17 protein-coding genes and 1 pseudogene are annotated in these 16642 nt (G+C 42.0%); 10 read left to right on the top strand and 8 right to left on the bottom strand.

Annotated features, from left to right (window positions below; genetic code table 11):
- Positions 1-83: 83 nt before the first annotated feature.
- The 3 genes from V6252_RS05920 to V6252_RS05910 form a co-directional block, all read right to left on the bottom strand.
- Complete coding sequence (locus V6252_RS05920; protein WP_341609721.1) at positions 84-779, bottom strand: response regulator transcription factor; 696 nt, start codon at positions 777-779, stop codon at positions 84-86.
- A gap of 106 nt (positions 780-885) precedes the next feature.
- Entirely contained in the window at positions 886-2604 is a 1719-nt protein-coding gene (locus V6252_RS05915) for a phosphoethanolamine--lipid A transferase (RefSeq protein WP_341609720.1), read from the bottom strand.
- A gap of 141 nt (positions 2605-2745) precedes the next feature.
- Positions 2746-3435, bottom strand: coding sequence for a Crp/Fnr family transcriptional regulator (locus V6252_RS05910; protein WP_341609719.1), 690 nt, complete (start codon positions 3433-3435; stop codon positions 2746-2748).
- Positions 3436-3520: 85 nt separating this feature from the next.
- Between V6252_RS05910 and V6252_RS05905 the strand changes: the two genes are divergently transcribed.
- Together V6252_RS05905 and V6252_RS05900 are read left to right on the top strand one after the other, a co-directional pair.
- Complete coding sequence (locus V6252_RS05905) at positions 3521-4312, top strand: class II aldolase/adducin family protein (protein WP_227673240.1); 792 nt, start codon at positions 3521-3523, stop codon at positions 4310-4312.
- A gap of 7 nt (positions 4313-4319) precedes the next feature.
- Positions 4320-5192 (top strand): alpha/beta hydrolase, encoded by an 873-nt coding sequence (locus V6252_RS05900; protein WP_341609718.1) that lies wholly within the window; start codon positions 4320-4322, stop codon positions 5190-5192.
- 439 nt (positions 5193-5631) lie between these two features.
- Here V6252_RS05900 and V6252_RS05895 read toward each other — a convergent pair whose 3' ends face one another.
- The 3 genes from V6252_RS05895 to truC all read right to left on the bottom strand — a co-directional run bounded on the left by V6252_RS05895 (position 5632) and on the right by truC (position 7591).
- Positions 5632-6075 (bottom strand): hypothetical protein, encoded by a 444-nt coding sequence (locus V6252_RS05895; RefSeq protein WP_341609717.1) that lies wholly within the window; start codon positions 6073-6075, stop codon positions 5632-5634.
- A gap of 127 nt (positions 6076-6202) precedes the next feature.
- Positions 6203-6586, bottom strand: a complete 384-nt coding sequence (locus V6252_RS05890; RefSeq protein WP_341609716.1) for a hypothetical protein — start codon at positions 6584-6586, stop codon at positions 6203-6205.
- A 231-nt stretch (positions 6587-6817) separates the two neighbouring features.
- The gene (gene truC, locus V6252_RS05885; RefSeq protein WP_341609715.1) at positions 6818-7591 is read right to left on the bottom strand and encodes a tRNA pseudouridine(65) synthase TruC; all 774 of its coding nucleotides are present in this window, start codon (positions 7589-7591) and stop codon (positions 6818-6820) included.
- Between truC and V6252_RS05880 the strand changes: the two genes are divergently transcribed.
- A complete protein-coding gene (locus tag V6252_RS05880; RefSeq protein ID WP_341609714.1) occupies positions 7481-7990 on the top strand; it encodes a pirin-like C-terminal cupin domain-containing protein in 510 nt (169 codons plus the stop codon). The genes truC and V6252_RS05880 overlap by 111 nt on opposite strands.
- A 228-nt stretch (positions 7991-8218) precedes the next feature.
- Here V6252_RS05880 and V6252_RS05875 read toward each other — a convergent pair whose 3' ends face one another.
- Positions 8219-8497 carry a peptidylprolyl isomerase gene (locus V6252_RS05875; RefSeq protein WP_102078430.1) on the bottom strand — a complete coding sequence of 93 codons (279 nt, stop codon included), beginning with the start codon at positions 8495-8497 and terminating at the stop codon, positions 8219-8221.
- A gap of 272 nt (positions 8498-8769) precedes the next feature.
- The gene (locus V6252_RS05870; protein WP_341609713.1) at positions 8770-9405 is read right to left on the bottom strand and encodes a TetR family transcriptional regulator C-terminal domain-containing protein; all 636 of its coding nucleotides are present in this window, start codon (positions 9403-9405) and stop codon (positions 8770-8772) included.
- Positions 9406-9892: 487 nt separating this feature from the next.
- On the opposite strand from V6252_RS05870, the gene rutA reads away from it, so the two are divergent.
- The 7 genes and pseudogenes from rutA to ribB form a co-directional block, all read left to right on the top strand.
- On the top strand, positions 9893-10996 hold the full coding sequence (gene rutA / locus V6252_RS05865) for a pyrimidine utilization protein A (protein WP_341609712.1): 1104 nt from the start codon (positions 9893-9895) through the stop codon (positions 10994-10996).
- Positions 10997-11010: 14 nt separating this feature from the next.
- Positions 11011-11730, top strand: a complete 720-nt coding sequence (rutB, locus tag V6252_RS05860; protein ID WP_341609711.1) for a pyrimidine utilization protein B — start codon at positions 11011-11013, stop codon at positions 11728-11730.
- Between the two features lie 75 nt (positions 11731-11805).
- A complete protein-coding gene (rutC, locus tag V6252_RS05855) occupies positions 11806-12189 on the top strand; it encodes a pyrimidine utilization protein C (RefSeq protein WP_057761062.1) in 384 nt (127 codons plus the stop codon).
- Between the two features lie 132 nt (positions 12190-12321).
- Positions 12322-12903, top strand: a complete 582-nt coding sequence (rutF, locus tag V6252_RS05850; RefSeq protein ID WP_191114002.1) for an NADH-dependent FMN reductase RutF — start codon at positions 12322-12324, stop codon at positions 12901-12903.
- A gap of 35 nt (positions 12904-12938) precedes the next feature.
- Positions 12939-14297 (top strand): solute carrier family 23 protein, encoded by a 1359-nt coding sequence (locus V6252_RS05845; RefSeq protein WP_425355856.1) that lies wholly within the window; start codon positions 12939-12941, stop codon positions 14295-14297.
- Positions 14298-14337: 40 nt separating this feature from the next.
- A complete protein-coding gene (locus tag V6252_RS05840; protein ID WP_341609710.1) occupies positions 14338-15837 on the top strand; it encodes a CoA-acylating methylmalonate-semialdehyde dehydrogenase in 1500 nt (499 codons plus the stop codon).
- Positions 15838-15945: 108 nt separating this feature from the next.
- A pseudogene (ribB, locus tag V6252_RS05835) lies at positions 15946-16587 on the top strand (3,4-dihydroxy-2-butanone-4-phosphate synthase); the annotation flags it as partial.
- Positions 16588-16642: the final 55 nt, after the last annotated feature.

Raw genomic sequence — 16642 nt, 5'->3', positions numbered from 1 at the left:
ATATATAATAGAGCAATAAATACAATACGGTCAGTCAGTTAGTAAATTGGATAAGGTTTATTCAATTCATACTGTAATGATGACTACGCGCTTGCTGATTTATTAGGGTCAACAATTTGGTAGCCCACGCCAGGTACTGTGACTATCATGGGTGTGTCAAATGGCTTATCAACCTGCGCCCGCACGCTATGCATATGGGTGCGCAGTGCATCACTACTGGGTATGTCTAGCCCCCACACTTTTTCTTCAATCTCAGTTTTACTGACGACTTTAGGCGCTGCACTCATTAGGATATGCAGTATTTTAAAGCCAGTTGGGGTAAGCTTCAGTGATTGTCCGTCGCGTATAATAGTATGCTCACTATTGTTTAAGGACAACGCTCCAACAGCAATACTGTGGGCAAAATGATCGTCTTCATGGCGACGTATGAGCGCTTTGATACGGCACTCCAACTCAACCAACGAAAACGGCTTAACCAAATAATCATCAGCGCCGCTATCAAACCCAGCGACTTTATCCAAGATTGTATCGCGAGCCGTGAGCATTAGCACAGGCGTTTTGTCATGCAGCTCTTCTCTGAGTTTTTTGCACAGCTGCGTGCCATCCATACCTGGCAGCATCACATCTAGCAATATCACGTCATAACGATTGTTTGAGGCAAGTGTTAGCCCGCTATAGCCGTTATGTGCGTTGTCCAACTCAAAGCCTTTTGGCTCAAAAAAAGCATAAATATTGGCCACGATATCGGGGTTGTCTTCAATAACGAGTATCTTGTACATGATGCTGACCTAAAAAATAGTGGTTACCTAAAAGGACCGAGTAATATAAAAACGAATGTAGAGAGCTGTTTTAATAAATTATTTGGAATAACTCACTTTTAACCACTCAATTAGAATGGGATAGTTTGAAAAGGGTTGCTGCACCTTTGATTTCATCAGTCGTGATGCCAAAAAAGCTAAGCAATGTCGGCGTAATAAAATCGTGTGACACAGGCTGACTGACCATACTAGAAAGACTGTCCGCATCGATACTATTACTATCGGGCGACCAAACTATCGTAGGCACATGTTTTTGGCTGTCTGGCGCAAACTTATAGGGCAGGCCGTGCAGGTAGATATTATTTTCACCCAAACTCTCCCCATGATCACTAATATATACCATTACCACATCATAATCTTGCTCATAAGGTTTTAACGTATCAATCACATTGTTCAAAAAATAATCGGTATAACGAATCGCATTATCGTAGCCATTTATCACAGACTGAGCATCACATTTAGATAGCTCATTGGTCATGCAGACAGGGTTATACGTTTCAAACGTTTTAGGATAGCGCTGATAATAGGCGGGGCCATGATTGCCCATTTGGTGTAACAAAATAAGCGTGTCTTTCGGCATCTCTTGCTGTGAGCTGCCTGACTTTACAAGTTCATCAAACCCATCAAGCATACCGATATCTCGGCATTCAACATCACAATTGGGGTTTGTGTCAGCTGTTTTGTAGTCTTCAAAAGTAACGCGATCGGCCACGCCTTTTGAGCTAGAGTTATTGTCGCGCCAAATGACATTGACCCCTTGCTTGTTTAGTGTATCTAATACGTTTTCATTATACTTAGCGGTATCGATATCGTAGTCTGTTCGATTTGCATAGCTGAACATGCAGGGTACGGAGTAGGCCGTAGAGGTTCCACAAGAGACAGCATTCTGAAAACTATAGAGATCTGACTGCTTTGAGAGCAGGGGTGTGGTATTGCGTGTATAGCCGTTCAAACCGAAGTGATCTGCGCGAGCCGTTTCCCCAACCACAAACACCATCAATTTAGGTTTAGCACTGCCATTCACACTATTAGCAGGTGCCACGCGTTTCGCATCTATCGCATGCAGCGTCAAAGTATCAGGACGGCTTAGCTCATCGACATAGTTTTCACCAAGTTTGATCGTAGAATAAATAGGCGTGATCGGATTGGCATAAGAACGGACTTGTTTATGTTGACGAAAGAAACTGGCGTACTGGTCACCAAACGGCAAAATACAAACGGCGATTAGCGCAACAGACAGTATCAAGGTTGCCGTTTTTTGCAGAATGCTGCGTTGCCAAGTAAAGCGTTTCAACCGTATCTTGCTAATAATAAATGCCGGCAACATGCCTAATATCAGCACTCGAATGACCATGCTAGGAGCAAACAATCCCATCGCCTCTGCTTGATCGGTCTCCAGACTATTGATCAGCATATTGGTGTCAAATATCGTCCCGTAAGCATCGGTAAAATAACCACAGATGGCAGCGATAATCAGTAGCGCAATCAACACTGGTTTGGCAATTGGGCGATAGCACAGTAGCTGTAATACCAGCCACATCACTCCAAATAATAAACCTGTAATAGAGAGTATAAACCCTATATTTGTGCTAAATGGATAGACATTTAGCACCTGCTCAAAAAATCCAATATTTGCAGTCGCTACCAAATATAAAGCCACGATGAGAATAAGATAACTGAGATTTATCTCACGATCATAGAGTTTACTAAGGTAGCGGGTTTTTGCGTTGGCGTTGGGTGCGTTGATTTTTAGCGCATTGGTTTTGATGGCTTGAGGTATGGACATACAGATACTTCTCAACAGAGGGTAGGAAACGTCATTCCTTACCATAGCAAGTGGTCTGTTAAGAAGATGTTAAGGCGATTGATGCTAACTATCATAAGTTAGATGATGAGGTATTTTCTGAGACGATTTTATACATTTAAGTCAGGCAGGATTCATCATTGCCATCAACTGAGTTTTATTCCTTACAGTGATAAAGCCATAATGCATCTCGATAATGTGCTGTTTTTGCCACGCTTGAATAATTTTATTGATGGTTTGTCTGGTAGTACCAAGCATAAAGCCAAGCTCTTCTTGCGATAAGCGCAGATCTATTTTGATATCGTCTCCTATTTGCTTACCATAAGTGTCGATCAGTCCAATCAGCATGCTAGCCAATCGCGCTGAGGTATTGAGTGAGGTAGCATTGTCAATCCAATCAAATGCTCGTCGGATTCGCTCGCAGGTTATAAGCGCGAGGTGCTTGTATAAAATCGGATGCAACTGCGCTGTCTGAATGACTAGATTTCTTGGGATTGAGATTAGCGTCACTTTGTTAATCGTCCACGCATCATGGGTGCGAGGATTATCATCTATGATAGATATTTCACCAAACCACTCACCACTAGATAGATGCGCCAGTGTCATAGCATGGCCACTAGCGCTCACATTACACACTCTAATCGTACCCGACACGACAAAGTGTAGCGCTGCATCATCGTTGTCACCGATGGCATGAATCATCTGGCCTTTTTGGTATACCTTTAGCACCGCATCGCCTGCCAGTAGTGGCTGCACAATGGCTGGCAATTGACTAAACCATAGGTCGTTATTTAAATAATGATTGATATTCATAAGTGTAATGTTTTTGACAGATTTGGTTTTATGAAATGGTGTAAAGTAATCATTCAGGATATCTAACACAGTAAAGGAATACACCATGCAAACGACTATGCAAACCGCGACATCGACCGATTCAACCTCGAGTGTACACCATAATATGAGCGAACAAGAGTGGCAGATGCGCGTAAATCTTGCCGCCTGTTATCGAATGATTGCCTCTTATGGCTGGGATGATTTGGTATTCACTCATATCTCTGCGCGCGTACCAGGTACTGAAGATGAGTTTTTAATCAATCCGTACGGGATGTTATTTGAAGAGATTACCGCATCTAGTCTGGTCAAGGTTAATAAAGCAGGCGAGAAAGTAGCACCATCAGAGTTTGACGTAAATCCAGCTGGATTTATCATTCATAGTGCTGTGCACGAGGCTCGTGATGATGCGCATTGCGTCATTCATTTGCACACAAATGATGGCGTGGCCGTCTCAGCGCAAGAAAAAGGCCTGCTACCTATCTCGCAACAATCATTATTTCCACTATCTAACTTGGCATACCACGACTACGAAGGCGTCGCATTAAACCCTGAAGAAAAAGTACGCTTGGTTGCTGATTTAGGCGATGCTCACTTTATGATTTTGCGTAACCATGGTCTGCTCACCTGTGCCGATACGGTTGCCAATGCGTTCTTGTACATGTATATCATGCAAAGAGCCTGTGAAATTCAGATAAAAGCACAGAGTGGCGGCGGTGCATTGACGCCAATACCAGCACAAATATTGGCAGGTATCCAAGCTGCATCAGAGCAAGTGACCAGAGGTGCGAATGGTGATATTGCATGGCCTGCACTGTTAAGAAAATTGCGCCGTACTGACCCATCATTTGAGGAGTAAGTCGCTAATGATAACTCTTGATGAGTGGCAGCGGCAGGGGCAATATGAATCCATTCATGGGCATCAAATCTTTACTCGGTATGCAGGGGATAAAAGTGCGCCTGTATTGCTATTGATTCATGGTTATCCTAGTGCTAGCTGGGACTGGGAGGGCATGTGGGATGCCCTAACCGAGCATTATTATGTTATCACCCTCGATATGCTGGGGTTTGGATTATCAGATAAACCCAAAAACGCGCGCTATCTAATCAGTGAGCAGGCCGATATTTATCAAGCTGTTTTGCAAAAACTGGGCGTCAGTGATTATCATATATTAGCGCATGACTATGGTGATACGGTGGCTCAGGAATTGCTGGCAAGACAAATCGAAGGAAGTGCTGAGCGACGCATTGCTAGCGTATGCTTCTTAAACGGTGGTCTGTTTCCTGAGACGCACAAACCTATCTTGGTACAGAAGCTACTGCTATCGCCATTGGGTCCTCTGGTATCGAAGCTGATTAATAAGCAGAAATTTGCGGGCAGTCTACAACGGATATTTGGCCCCGACACGCAGCCTACGTCAGAGGTGATAGATACGCTATGGCAGCTGTTAAATCACAATGATGGATTGGGTGTGATGCATAAGCTGATTAACTATATACCACAGCGTCAGCAATACCGCGAGCGATGGGTAGGTGCGATTATCGACAGTACTGTACCGGTGAAATTGATCGCAGGTGCCAAAGATCCTATCTCAGGTCAGCATATGATTGATCGTTATCGTCAACTGATACCCAATGCTGATATAACCAATATGCCTATGTTAGGTCATTATCCGCAGATAGAAGATGCGGCGGTGATTACGATGGCTTATCTACAATTTAGACGCAGTATTCTGTAAATACAGTTCAATCTAACAAACGCAGGGCGTCAAATGGTGCTCTGCGTTTGTTATTCTCTTATCATCCTTTAACTCTCAAGAAAATGCATCATTCTAAATGAGACTAATATCCGTGAGCGTAGTCATAAAACTGTGCAAAAGGTTTTTGATAAAATGATCACCAAAAAACGGCGAGTTATCATTAAGTGGCCTATATGCGCAGTGCTACAAGATATTGATGACTTGATAAAAAAGTTGTTTTAAAAAATTTGAGGTTTGGGAGCGTGTTATAAGAGACTATCTTTTCAGTTTATTATGAGAATATAAAGTAATCGAGTAAAGCCTAACAGATATAACTATTCTTAAAAGCTGTTATAAGTGGTTCCATTATACCAGTCTGTTTTCAGTAGTCTGTTAATAGGTTTTTGGGGTGAAATAGCTGGTTCCGCTGGGGTATACTCTAAAAGCGTTCCTCTTGAAATTCATGATATTTAGAAGAAAGTTTATGCAAATTACTTTTGGATTCTTCGTTTAAAGAATCATACAAGTCATTATTCAAGACATCATAAGCGCATATAAAAGCACTTTTGTTTCTTTGAGTATAGTCTTGCATCATGTCTATACAAGAAAATGAATTGAGTACGTTGAATAGAATACTAGTATTATAAGGGGCGTACTCCAAAGCTTTTTGGAAATAAATTAGTCCGGAGTAGTTTTCTTTATCTTCCGAAAGATATGGAGCAAGATCTATTGTTATTCCTTTTAGGTTTAAAGCCTCCGCTATGTCACTATCTGTTGAATTACTATCAGAAATTACTTCATTTAAGATATCAAGAGCCAGCTCTGGTTCATCGTTTTGGTAAAAGATTTCTGCTTGGGTCAGTTTTTTTTCTATAGTAGGCATTAGTTTTTTATCCATTCATTTTTGGTTATACGGTCAGCAGTTTGACTCCTGTATAGCGTACCGATCACGAATTGATGATAGCTAAAGCTTTTTCACTTTCAGGTTCTAATGCTAGCAGCTTAGCAGCTTAGCAGCTTAGCAGCTTAGCAGCATAATACTTCTTTTGAGCTTCAGTCAGCACAATTTCAGGTGGTTCACCAAAATCTAAAATAGCATTTAATATAGAAATATCTTCCAAATCTAATTCATGTGCTTTAATAAAATAAAATAAAGCAGATAATTGAGCGCCCTCTATAAAAAATAAATGAGATGAACATAGTATCCCTAAGTGTTTATACCAAAGAGAAGTGTTTTTTTTCTTTGCAACCTCACCTAAAAGGGTTACCAAATAAACACCATAATCATCAGCATTGTGTATCACGAAGTTCGTTAAATGATCTTTGTCTAATACCGAAATATAATCTAATATTTTGTTTCGTGGTAGAAAACGTGATAATTTATACTTTTCCATTTTAATTTCCAGTAATTCCATTACAAGCAATATCGCTTATACTGAATAAAAATAATACTCTAAAATGATCTAAAAGCTCACTACATGTACATTATGAAGTACACTGTGACTATTTCAATCAGTTAAAACGTTGATCCCACTAGCCCACAGCTTAGTGTTCAAGCCCTCACTAGGGAACCGAACCTTTAGCAGCCGTATTTTGGCTTTTTTCACTGACTATTTTAGATAAGTTTAGGCTTTAGCACTATCTGTCCAAGAGAACTCTTCTAAGATACGCATCCATTGATCGTCTAATCCAGCTGTTAGTACTAGTGGCTCACCAGTGACGGGGTGGCTGAGTGTCAAAGTCTGTGCATGCAGCAACATACGCGTGCAATCATAGTGAGTACGAAAAAATCGTGTATGACGTATATCGCCGTGACTGGTATCACCCACGATGTGATGAAATACATGTCTCATATGCCGACGTAGTTGATGTTTGCGCCCAGTTTCAGGCGTTAAGCGAACCAGACTATAGCGGCTAGTGGCATGCTTTTTTGATACTGCAAATGGCAGTTCAACTTGTGCCAAACTCTGCCAGTGGGTGACCGCTTCTTGAGCAGGTTTATCTAAGTTGGCAAATTTATCGGCAATGGCGTCAGGCTTAAAGCTCAACGCATAGTCAACAGTACCTTGCTCATACATAAATCCGCGCACCACAGCCAAATATTGCTTGGTCACTTTGCGTTCAGTAAACGCTTCGGTAAGGCTACGTGCCACGGCTGAACTCTTGGCAAACAACAATACACCTGATGTGGGTTTGTCTAACCTATGTACTGGAAACACATGGCAGCCTACCGCATCACGGGTGAGCTGCATGGCAAAGCGTGTCTCACCTTTGTCCAGCCAACTGCGATGCACCAACAGACCAGCTTCTTTATTAATCGCTACTATATACTCATCTTCATAGATAATTTCTATTTGATCAGCAGTATTGCCTTCGATATCCATGTTTTCAGTGCTCATATTTTAGATGCATCAATTATATATCCTTTTTATTGTACCTGTAGTGGCATAATAAATTTAGAGCCAGGCTTTGAGTACGGTATCTTGGTTTCAGAAGGAGAGGTAGCGTCCGAAGGCAAGGTTTGTCAGCAAGACCAGTTATTCCGTTTTCATAATAGCAATGTCGCCAATAATAAAAGTATTAAGTTGGCTGCTAAAAAGGGCACACGTATCATGTTTGTCGGCGGCGAACCGCTTAATAATCAAGTGCTAATGTGGTGGCACTTCGTTGCTGATAACAAAGCTGAGATTGAACAATCTATTATTGATTGGAATAATGACCATGAGCGTTTCGGTAATGTTGACTCTGATATGAAGCGCTTGCCTGCACCGGAACTACCGAAAGGTTTTAAAGGTTAATTACAATTTGTCTCGCCACCTCACTATTTGACCTTAACTCGTAGAAAACTGCTTAAGTAAAATACTGCTTAAATAAAATAAGGGTGGTTTGACGTAAGGATTAGAAGGGGTAGGTCGACCAAACATCAATTCCTGATTCACACATAATTACCACGATGATAAATCATATATGAATCAGGACAATATTTGAGGCATACTCCAGTCGGCTTACAATCAAAGCGCCAATGCTTAAGTTCTATAAAGGACTTTTACGACATGCCAGCCAAATTTGGTCTTTACTAAATGCGGGGTAAATAGTTCGCCGGTAAAGCAAACCTTATCGAATGGCCCTACCATATCACCTTTGCCAAACTCACCTAAGCTGCCACCTTTTTTACCTGATGGGCAAGTTGAGTATCGTTTGGCCAGTACATCAAACTTAGCGCCTTTTTTAAGCTTGGCAATAATGTCCTCAGCTTGTTCTTTATGTTTTACTAAAATGTGCAATGCGCTAGCGGTACGAGCCATAATGTAACCCTTTCATAAAATATCAATTATCGGGGCATTATATCACTACTTACCTTGGTTGCTAACCTCACTTGTAGGTGCTGAGTTCTCCCAAGTCATCCTCATACAATCGTGACTATAGGGGTTGGAGAAAAGAAGTTTTAGTCATGTAGTGTTTTATTTAAACTATAGTCTTTATTTAAACTACAGTCCTTAAATGAAGGACATAAAAAAAGCCTCAATCTTTAGATTGGGGCTTTTCGAATTGGGGAACTTACTTTACTAATATCAAATCACGGAATCAAACTATCTACCAGAAGTTGAATGCTAGTGTTTAATGCCTCATTAGCGAACTTCTTATTTCTCAAGCTATGATTACACACCGCTTCAGTTTGAATAGAAAAGTCAGAATAGTGCTGAGTCACTGCCCAAATATGAAAAATTAAATGGATGGCAGACACGGACTTAATCTTGTTATCTGCAATCCAGCCATCAATCACTGCCACCTTTTCACGAACCAAAGACCTCAAAGGGCCTTTTAATACGGCCATCAAATGAGGTGCCCCTTGTATAATCTCTAACGCATATAGTCTCGATGCTGCAGGCGATTTTTTTGAGATTTTATATTTTTCTTCAATATAGGTTTTAAGTGCAACCCTTGGATCTTGGTTGGCGTTAATCTCACTCAAAGGCGATAGCCACTTACTCAGCACCTTTTCTAAAACAGCAACATACAGAACTTCTTTACTTTGGAAGTAATAAAATATATTCGATTTAGATATATCAGCCTCTTCGGCAATTTGCTCCATGCGCGCGCCATTCAATCCCTCTTGGGAAAATACGATCAATGCAGCATTAATGATATGTTCTTTCTTTTTTAATATCTTTGCACTCGTCTCAGTCTCTTCTTTTAGTGCGTATTCTTTCACTATATTTTCCCTCACCGTAAAGCCATATGAACCCAATTTTAAATGATAGTTGATTCAATTTAAAAAAGGGTCGAAGTAACTAAATGCAGATGCTACTGGTTGATCAAAATAGATATGCCAACTACTTCAACAGCGAGCAATATCATATCGATTTGCAGGTTCACTAACTATACCAACCTGCTGTTGACCAGTATTTTCTGCTGCTTATTCCACCTTATCTTCATTCAAACCATCATCAAAATGTACTTATAAACAATTTATACATTTGTGCACTATTTTATAACACTTTGCACCAATTTATAACAGCCCGCACTATTTTTCTGCATATTTTTAGACCATATGGTTTAATAATTTTTGTATGAAAATAATATAAGTTATTGATAAATAAAAAATAATTAATTTGGCATAAATTATGCTACATAAAAAAAATGAAATAATCTTTATTTCTTTTATCGCTCTTTTTTTCCTCAAACGTATAGGTGAAATCATGGAAATAGGTATTTTTTGTCCGATTGGTAATAACGGTTGGTTAATCTCGAAAAACGCGCCGCAATACAAGCCAACATTTGAGCTAAATAAACAAATTGTGCAACGTGCTGAGCACTATGGTTTTGATTTTGCGCTTTCGATGATCAAGCTGCGCGGTTTTGGCGGGGAAACTGAGTTTTGGGATTACAACCTCGAGAGCTTTACTTTGATGGCAGGGTTGGCTGCGGTCACATCCAAGATAAAAATCTATGCCACATCGGCGACTTTGGTCATGCCACCTGCAATCGTAGCAAGAATGGCATCGACGCTTGATAGCATCTCAAACGGACGGTTTGGATTGAATGTCGTGACTGGCTGGCAAGAAGCAGAATATGGACAGATGGGAATGTGGCCAGGTGATGATTATTTTGGTAAGCGCTATGACTACCTATCTGAATATGTACAAATTTTAAGAGATCTTTGGGCAACAGGCCAATCTGATTTGAAGGGTGAGTTCTTTCAGATGAATGACTGTCAGGTGAAGCCTATTCCAAAAGCAGATATGAAAATTATCTGTGCGGGCCAATCAGATACGGGCTTGGCGTTCTCTGCAAAATACGCTGATTACAACTTTGTCTTCGGTAAAGGTCTAAACACGCCAACTGCCTATGCCAGTATCAATGACCGATTAAAGGTACACACGGACAAGACGGGTCGTAACGTTCCAACCTATGTCCTCTTTATGGTTATTGCAGATGAGACCGATGAAAAAGCCCAAGCAAAGTGGCAATCATACAATGATGGCGCGGATTTTGAAGCCATTGATTGGCTGCAGTCACAAGGCGGTAAGGACAAAACCTCAGGCAAAGATACCAACGTTCGCCATATGGCATCAAGCGTTTCACCAGTCAATATCAACATGGGTACGCTGGTCGGCTCTTTTGAAAATGTCGCCAGTATGTTGGACGAAGTCGCTGAAGTACAAGGTACGGATGGCGTTCTATTGACCTTTGATGATTTCGTGCAAGGCGTGGAAGATTTTGGTAGCAGAATTCAACCGCTGATGCAGAGCCGCATCAATGTTGATACACCAGTTGCCAGCCAAGCTGTCAGCGAAGCCTAATAAAAGGAGCGGATATGAATTCGGTTAATACAATTTGTGCAGACTTTACCAAGGAATCTTCTCCTGTTTTAGAGTCGTTGCCTGAACCTATCAAGTTAGATCCATCCCAGACGGCGCTGATCGTAGTGGATATGCAAAACGCTTATGCCAGCCAAGGCGGGTATCTAGATTTGGCCGGGTTTGATGTCACAGCGACCAAACCCGTCATCGATAAAATCAAGCAAGCCGTGGATATTGCGCACCAAGCTGGCATACAAGTCATCTATTTTAGAAATGGCTGGGACAACAAATATGTGGAGGCTGGTGGTAGTGGGTCGCCCAATTATCACAAATCAAATGCCTTAAAAACCATGCGTAAGAATCCTGAAATTGAAGGAACGTTATTGGCAAAAGGAGGCTGGGATTACGAGTTGGTCGACGAGCTTAGCCCTGCGCCTCAAGACATCGTTATAGACAAACCTCGATATAGCGGCTTTGCGAACACCAATTTCGATAGTGTATTGCGGTCACGGGGCATACGTAATCTATTGCTCACTGGTATCGCGACCAATGTTTGTGTTGAATCTACGCTTCGAGATGGGTTTTTCCTTGAGTATTTTGGGGTGTTGTTAGATGACGCTTGTTATCAGGCAGGACCAGTAGAGGCTCACGACGCCACACTTTATAACGTAAAAACCTTTTTTGGTTGGGTGTCTGATGTTGCCAGCATGCAGCAGTGCTTTTCAGATAGTTAGTGTTTTACCTAGCCAGTTTTTAACAACCTAAACCAAGCGTTTCATACTTAATCCAACCGCAATAGGAATGTAGATATGTCTAAACAAGTGATTATCCCTGAAGGTACCAGCAAACCATTAGCCCCTTATGTACCAGCGACTAAAGCCGACAACATCGTTTATGTCTCGGGCACTTTGCCTTTCGATGAAAATAACGATGTCGTACATGTGGGTGATGCCGCTGCTCAAACTCGCCATGTGTTAACAACGATTCAAAACGTTATTCAAACCGCTGGCGGCGATATGGATGATGTGACCTTTAATTCAATCTTTGTAAAAGACTGGGCAGATTATGACGCGGTCAATCAAGTCTATGCAGAATTTTTTCCCAATGAAAAGCCGGCAAGATTTTGTATCCAATGTGGATTGGTAAAACCAGATGCTTTGGTCGAAATCGCGTCCATAGCGCACATTGGATAAAAACCTGTTTAAAAATAATTGCAGTTAGTGAATTTAAAGTTACCTGACATCGAACCCCCTAGCATTGGACTGTAGTAGGGCGCTTTAGTTGACTACACATGTGGCGGAATATTGTTTAAAAGGAAATGACAGATGAATACAGTAATTAAAGAAAGCCAAGTAACGCAATCCTCATTAATGAAACATAAGTCTAAAGAATCATTCACCTCTACGGCAGGAAACTTAACCGACATGCAGCAGTCTTTTAGAGATGCGATGAGCAAGTTGGCTGCTGCCGTGAACATTATTACCACTGAGGGTCCAGCAGGGCGAGCAGGGTTTACAGCCTCAGCGGTGTGCAGTGTCACTGACGAACCGCCAACCCTATTAGTGTGTCTAAACCGAAGCGCTTCTGTGTACAAGTTTTTTAAAGAAAATATGGTGCTATGCGTCAACACGCTTGGTCTTGAACATAAAGATTTAAGCGGTGTGTTCGGTGGTAAAAAGGCACTGGAAGAAAGATTTGAGCAAGGCAACTGGTCCACGCTGTCAACCGGATCGCCTGTATTAGAGGACGCCAGCATCTCTTTTGATTGCAAAATCAAACTCATCAGCTCGGTGGGGACCCACGATATTCTTATTTGTGAAGTATTGGATATCAAACACAAGCCTGATTGTGAAAGTCTCATCTATTTCAATCGAGACTACCATCAATTAAGTAAGTGCAAGAACTAAGTATCACACCTCTACTTTTTTTAAGGATATTCAAAATGGATAAATGGTTTGTGAAATGGCGTCCCTACACCGGGAACCTAGAAACGACACCGGTAGGTATCAATGAATACTTACCAATGGGTAAAAGTGTGGTGTTAGGCGCACAGCACTCATTCGCAATGTTTGGTGCGACAATCTTAGCTCCCTTACTGATGGGCTTTGATCCTAGCTTAACCATGCTGATTACTGGTATAGGCACTATACTTTTCTTTCTTATTACTGGTGGTCACGTACCAAGTTATTTGGGCTCTAGTTTTGCATTTATCGGAGCGGTCGCAGCAGTAACAGGGTATAGCGGCACTGGTATCAATCCAAATATTGGTATTGCCCTGGGAGGTACCGTTGTCTGCGGGATTTTATACGCATTAATGGGTCTGCTGGTGATGAAAACAGGGACAGAGTGGATTGAGAACTTGATGCCACCTGTGGTCACTGGGTCCATCGTTATGATTATCGGGTTGAACTTAGCGCCGGTCACCATACAAAGCGTCATCGGAAGTAGCTTTGACTCTTGGATGGCGTTGGTCACCGTATTATGTATTTGTTCAGTCGCCGTATTTACCAAAGGTATGGTCAGACGCCTGTTACTGTTAATCGGGCTAGTCGCTGCATATTTTATTTATTTCCTATTAACGAACGTATTGGGCATGGGCACGCCTATTGATTTTAGTCCAATTGCGAATGCTGCTTGGTTCGGTATTCCAACTCTTTATTCTCCTGTCTTTGAGACCAGTGCCATATTAGTCATTGCACCCGTCTTTATCATCTTGATCGCTGAAAACCTTGGGCATTTCAAAGCAGTAGAAGCCATGACTGGCAAAAGTATCTCACCTTATATGGGTAGAGCGTTCTTTGCTGACGGCCTTTGTACCACGCTTTCGGCTTCGGTAGGCGGCACTGGTATGACGACCTATGCAGAAAACATCGGCGTCATGGCAGCGACCAAAATTTACTCTACAGTTGTCTTTGTCATAGCAGGTGTCTTCGCAATCTTATTGGGTTTATCCCCTAAATTTGGAACGTTGGTCAGCACCATTCCTGTGCCTATTTTGACCGGTGCTTCAATCGTTGTCTTTGGTTTAATCACGATCGCTGGTGCGCGTATCTGGATGAATGCAAAAATTGATTTTAGTAAGAATGGCAATATGTTGGTCGCTGCCGTTCCAGTCATCCTAGGTACTGGCAACTATTCACTAAACATTGCCGGTTTTGATTTAGGTGGTATCGGTACCGCTACTTTTTTAGCCATTCTTATGAATCTCGTTTTCAACTTTAAAAACAAACAAAAAGAGGTGAGCGTGACCACTGAGAGAGAAATCGCTACATCAGAGCCGCTCTTAAAACTCAATCCATAAATTTAAATCCCTATTTGATATTACCTTAAGGAATCGTGTCATGAATACAGAACCACGCAACGTACAACAATTGATCAATGGCGAATTTACTGAATCGACTACCACAGAATGGATTGATATCACCAATCCAGCCACGCAAGAAGTTATCGCCAAGGTACCACAATCAACACCTGAGGAAATCGAGCAAGCTATCAAAACGGCATCTGAAGCCTTTCAGAGCTGGCGTGTCACACCAATCAGCAAAAGAGCGCGTGTGTTTCTAAAGTATCAACAACTGATACGTGAAAATATGGATGAGTTGGCGGCGCTACTGACTGAAGAACAAGGTAAGACACTGGCAGATGCTAGAGGTGATGTATTTAGAGGTCTTGAGGTCGTAGAGCACGCCTCAGGTATCGGTAACTTGCAACAAGGTGGCTACATCGAAAACGTCGCCAGTAGTGTTGATATGTATACCGTTCAACAGCCAATAGGTGTCTGTGCAGGTATTACTCCCTTTAATTTTCCTGCCATGATTCCTCTATGGATGTTTCCAATGGCCATCGCCACAGGCAACACATTCATCTTAAAACCCTCTGAACAAAATCCAATCGTTACCATGAGATTGGTCGAGTTGGCCCTTGAAGCAGGTATACCAAAAGGGGTGTTAAGTGTCGTTCATGGTGGTAAAAATACGGTGGATGCGCTGTGCGATCACCCTGACATAAAAGCGATATCTTTTGTTGGTTCAACAGCGGTGGGCAAGCATGTCTATGATCGAGCCGGTCAGGCTGGTAAACGTGTGCAATGTATGATGGGTGCGAAAAACCATGCCGTTATCATGCCCGATGCTAATAAAGAACAAAGTCTGAATCAGCTAGCAGGAGCGGCATTTGGTGCAGCAGGGCAGCGATGCATGGCACTGTCTGTCGTGGTATTGGTTGGAGAGTCTAAACAGTGGGTTGATGAAATTGTAGAAAAATCAGCACAGCTGGTAGTGTCTGCTGGCAAGGATGACAAGGATTTGGGACCTCTAATATCCAAGCAAGCCAAAGCCCGTGTCGAGCGCTTAATTCAAGCAGGCGTTGACGAAGGGGCAACTCTCAGACTAGATGGCCGTGGTTGTCAGGTAGCAGGTTACGAAGAAGGTAACTTTGTTGGCCCAACTATTTTGGACAATGTAACAACGGATATGAGCTGCTATACCGAAGAGATTTTTGGCCCTGTCTTGTGCATTATGTATGCCGACACGCTTGAGGAAGCGATTAAGATTATCAATACCAATCCAAATGGTAATGGCACCGCAATTTTCACCCAGTCTGGCGCCCATGCACATAAGTTCCAACAAGATATCGATGTCGGACAAGTTGGTATCAATTTACCAATTCCAGTACCGCTACCGATGTTTTCGTTTACAGGGTCTAGAGCCAGTAAGCTCGGTGACTTAGGTCCTTATGGCAAGCAAGCGGTGCAGTTTTATACACAGACTAAAACCGTGATATCACGCTGGTTTGATGAGGATGCTAGTGAAGGCGTAAATACCACTATCTCTATGAAGTAGCTATACGGCCTAGCAAACGTAGGACGTTATGTAGAGCGTGTGATTAATTGACCACAGGCTCTACATAACAACATACAAAAGCAAATATAAATGCAAATGGTGGATTTTATGAATATCAATACAATACCAGAAATCATTGAAGATATTAAAGCAGGCAAGATGGTCATAATCATGGATGATGAGGATCGGGAAAATGAAGGTGACCTGATCATGGCAGCCACTTTAGCCAAACCTGATGATATCAATTTTATGATCACCCATGCCAGAGGTTTGGTTTGTTTGACCTTGACCTCCGAGCGCTGCAAAAAATTAAAACTACCTCTCATGTGCAAAGACAATCAAGCACCTTATAGTACAAATTTCACTGTTTCCATTGATGCAGCAAAAGGCGTAAGTACCGGAATATCAACGGCAGACAGAGCTCAGACCATTAGAACTGCAGTATCTCAAGACGTTACTTTTGATGACGTCGTAACCCCAGGTCATATTTTTCCATTAGTGGCTAAAGAAGGCGGTGTCTTAGAGCGGGCTGGGCATACTGAAGCAGGTTGCGATTTAACGAAGCTGGCTGGCTTAGAACCTGCTGCAGTTATCGTAGAGATTATCAACCAAGATGGTGAAATGGCTCGTAGAAATGATCTGATGAAATTCGCCGATACTCATAATCTAAAGGTCGGCACCATAGACGCGTTAATCAAATATATTAAGTCTCAAGAGGCTGTTGAAAGTAAGGGTGAAAGAGAAGTCGAAAATTTCGAAGAAACCGTAGCGTACGGATATGATGAAAGCGATGAGCGTACCGTTG

This window comes from Psychrobacter proteolyticus, from assembly GCF_038155145.1.
GTDB lineage: Bacteria > Pseudomonadota > Gammaproteobacteria > Pseudomonadales > Moraxellaceae > Psychrobacter > Psychrobacter proteolyticus_B.
Note: the sequence above shows the minus strand (reverse complement) of the source record. Positions and strands in the feature narration are given on the sequence as shown.

Coding starts and splice junctions, on each gene's coding strand:
- V6252_RS05920 (WP_341609721.1), bottom strand. CDS start 779: ATGTACAAGATACTCGTTATTGAAGACAACCCCGATATCGTGGCCAAT.
- V6252_RS05895 (WP_341609717.1), bottom strand. CDS start 6,075: ATGCCTACTATAGAAAAAAAACTGACCCAAGCAGAAATCTTTTACCAA.
- V6252_RS05890 (WP_341609716.1), bottom strand. CDS start 6,586: ATGGAAAAGTATAAATTATCACGTTTTCTACCACGAAACAAAATATTA.
- V6252_RS05840 (WP_341609710.1), top strand. CDS start 14,338: ATGAATACAGAACCACGCAACGTACAACAATTGATCAATGGCGAATTT.
- V6252_RS05875 (WP_102078430.1), bottom strand. CDS start 8,497: ATGGCTCGTACCGCTAGCGCATTGCACATTTTAGTAAAACATAAAGAA.
- V6252_RS05900 (WP_341609718.1), top strand. CDS start 4,320: ATGATAACTCTTGATGAGTGGCAGCGGCAGGGGCAATATGAATCCATT.
- rutA (WP_341609712.1), top strand. CDS start 9,893: ATGGAAATAGGTATTTTTTGTCCGATTGGTAATAACGGTTGGTTAATC.
- V6252_RS05880 (WP_341609714.1), top strand. CDS start 7,481: ATGCACCAACAGACCAGCTTCTTTATTAATCGCTACTATATACTCATC.
- truC (WP_341609715.1), bottom strand. CDS start 7,591: ATGAGCACTGAAAACATGGATATCGAAGGCAATACTGCTGATCAAATA.
- V6252_RS05905 (WP_227673240.1), top strand. CDS start 3,521: ATGCAAACGACTATGCAAACCGCGACATCGACCGATTCAACCTCGAGT.
- rutC (WP_057761062.1), top strand. CDS start 11,806: ATGTCTAAACAAGTGATTATCCCTGAAGGTACCAGCAAACCATTAGCC.
- rutF (WP_191114002.1), top strand. CDS start 12,322: ATGAATACAGTAATTAAAGAAAGCCAAGTAACGCAATCCTCATTAATG.
- rutB (WP_341609711.1), top strand. CDS start 11,011: ATGAATTCGGTTAATACAATTTGTGCAGACTTTACCAAGGAATCTTCT.
- V6252_RS05915 (WP_341609720.1), bottom strand. CDS start 2,604: ATGTCCATACCTCAAGCCATCAAAACCAATGCGCTAAAAATCAACGCA.
- V6252_RS05910 (WP_341609719.1), bottom strand. CDS start 3,435: ATGAATATCAATCATTATTTAAATAACGACCTATGGTTTAGTCAATTG.
- V6252_RS05845 (WP_425355856.1), top strand. CDS start 12,939: ATGGATAAATGGTTTGTGAAATGGCGTCCCTACACCGGGAACCTAGAA.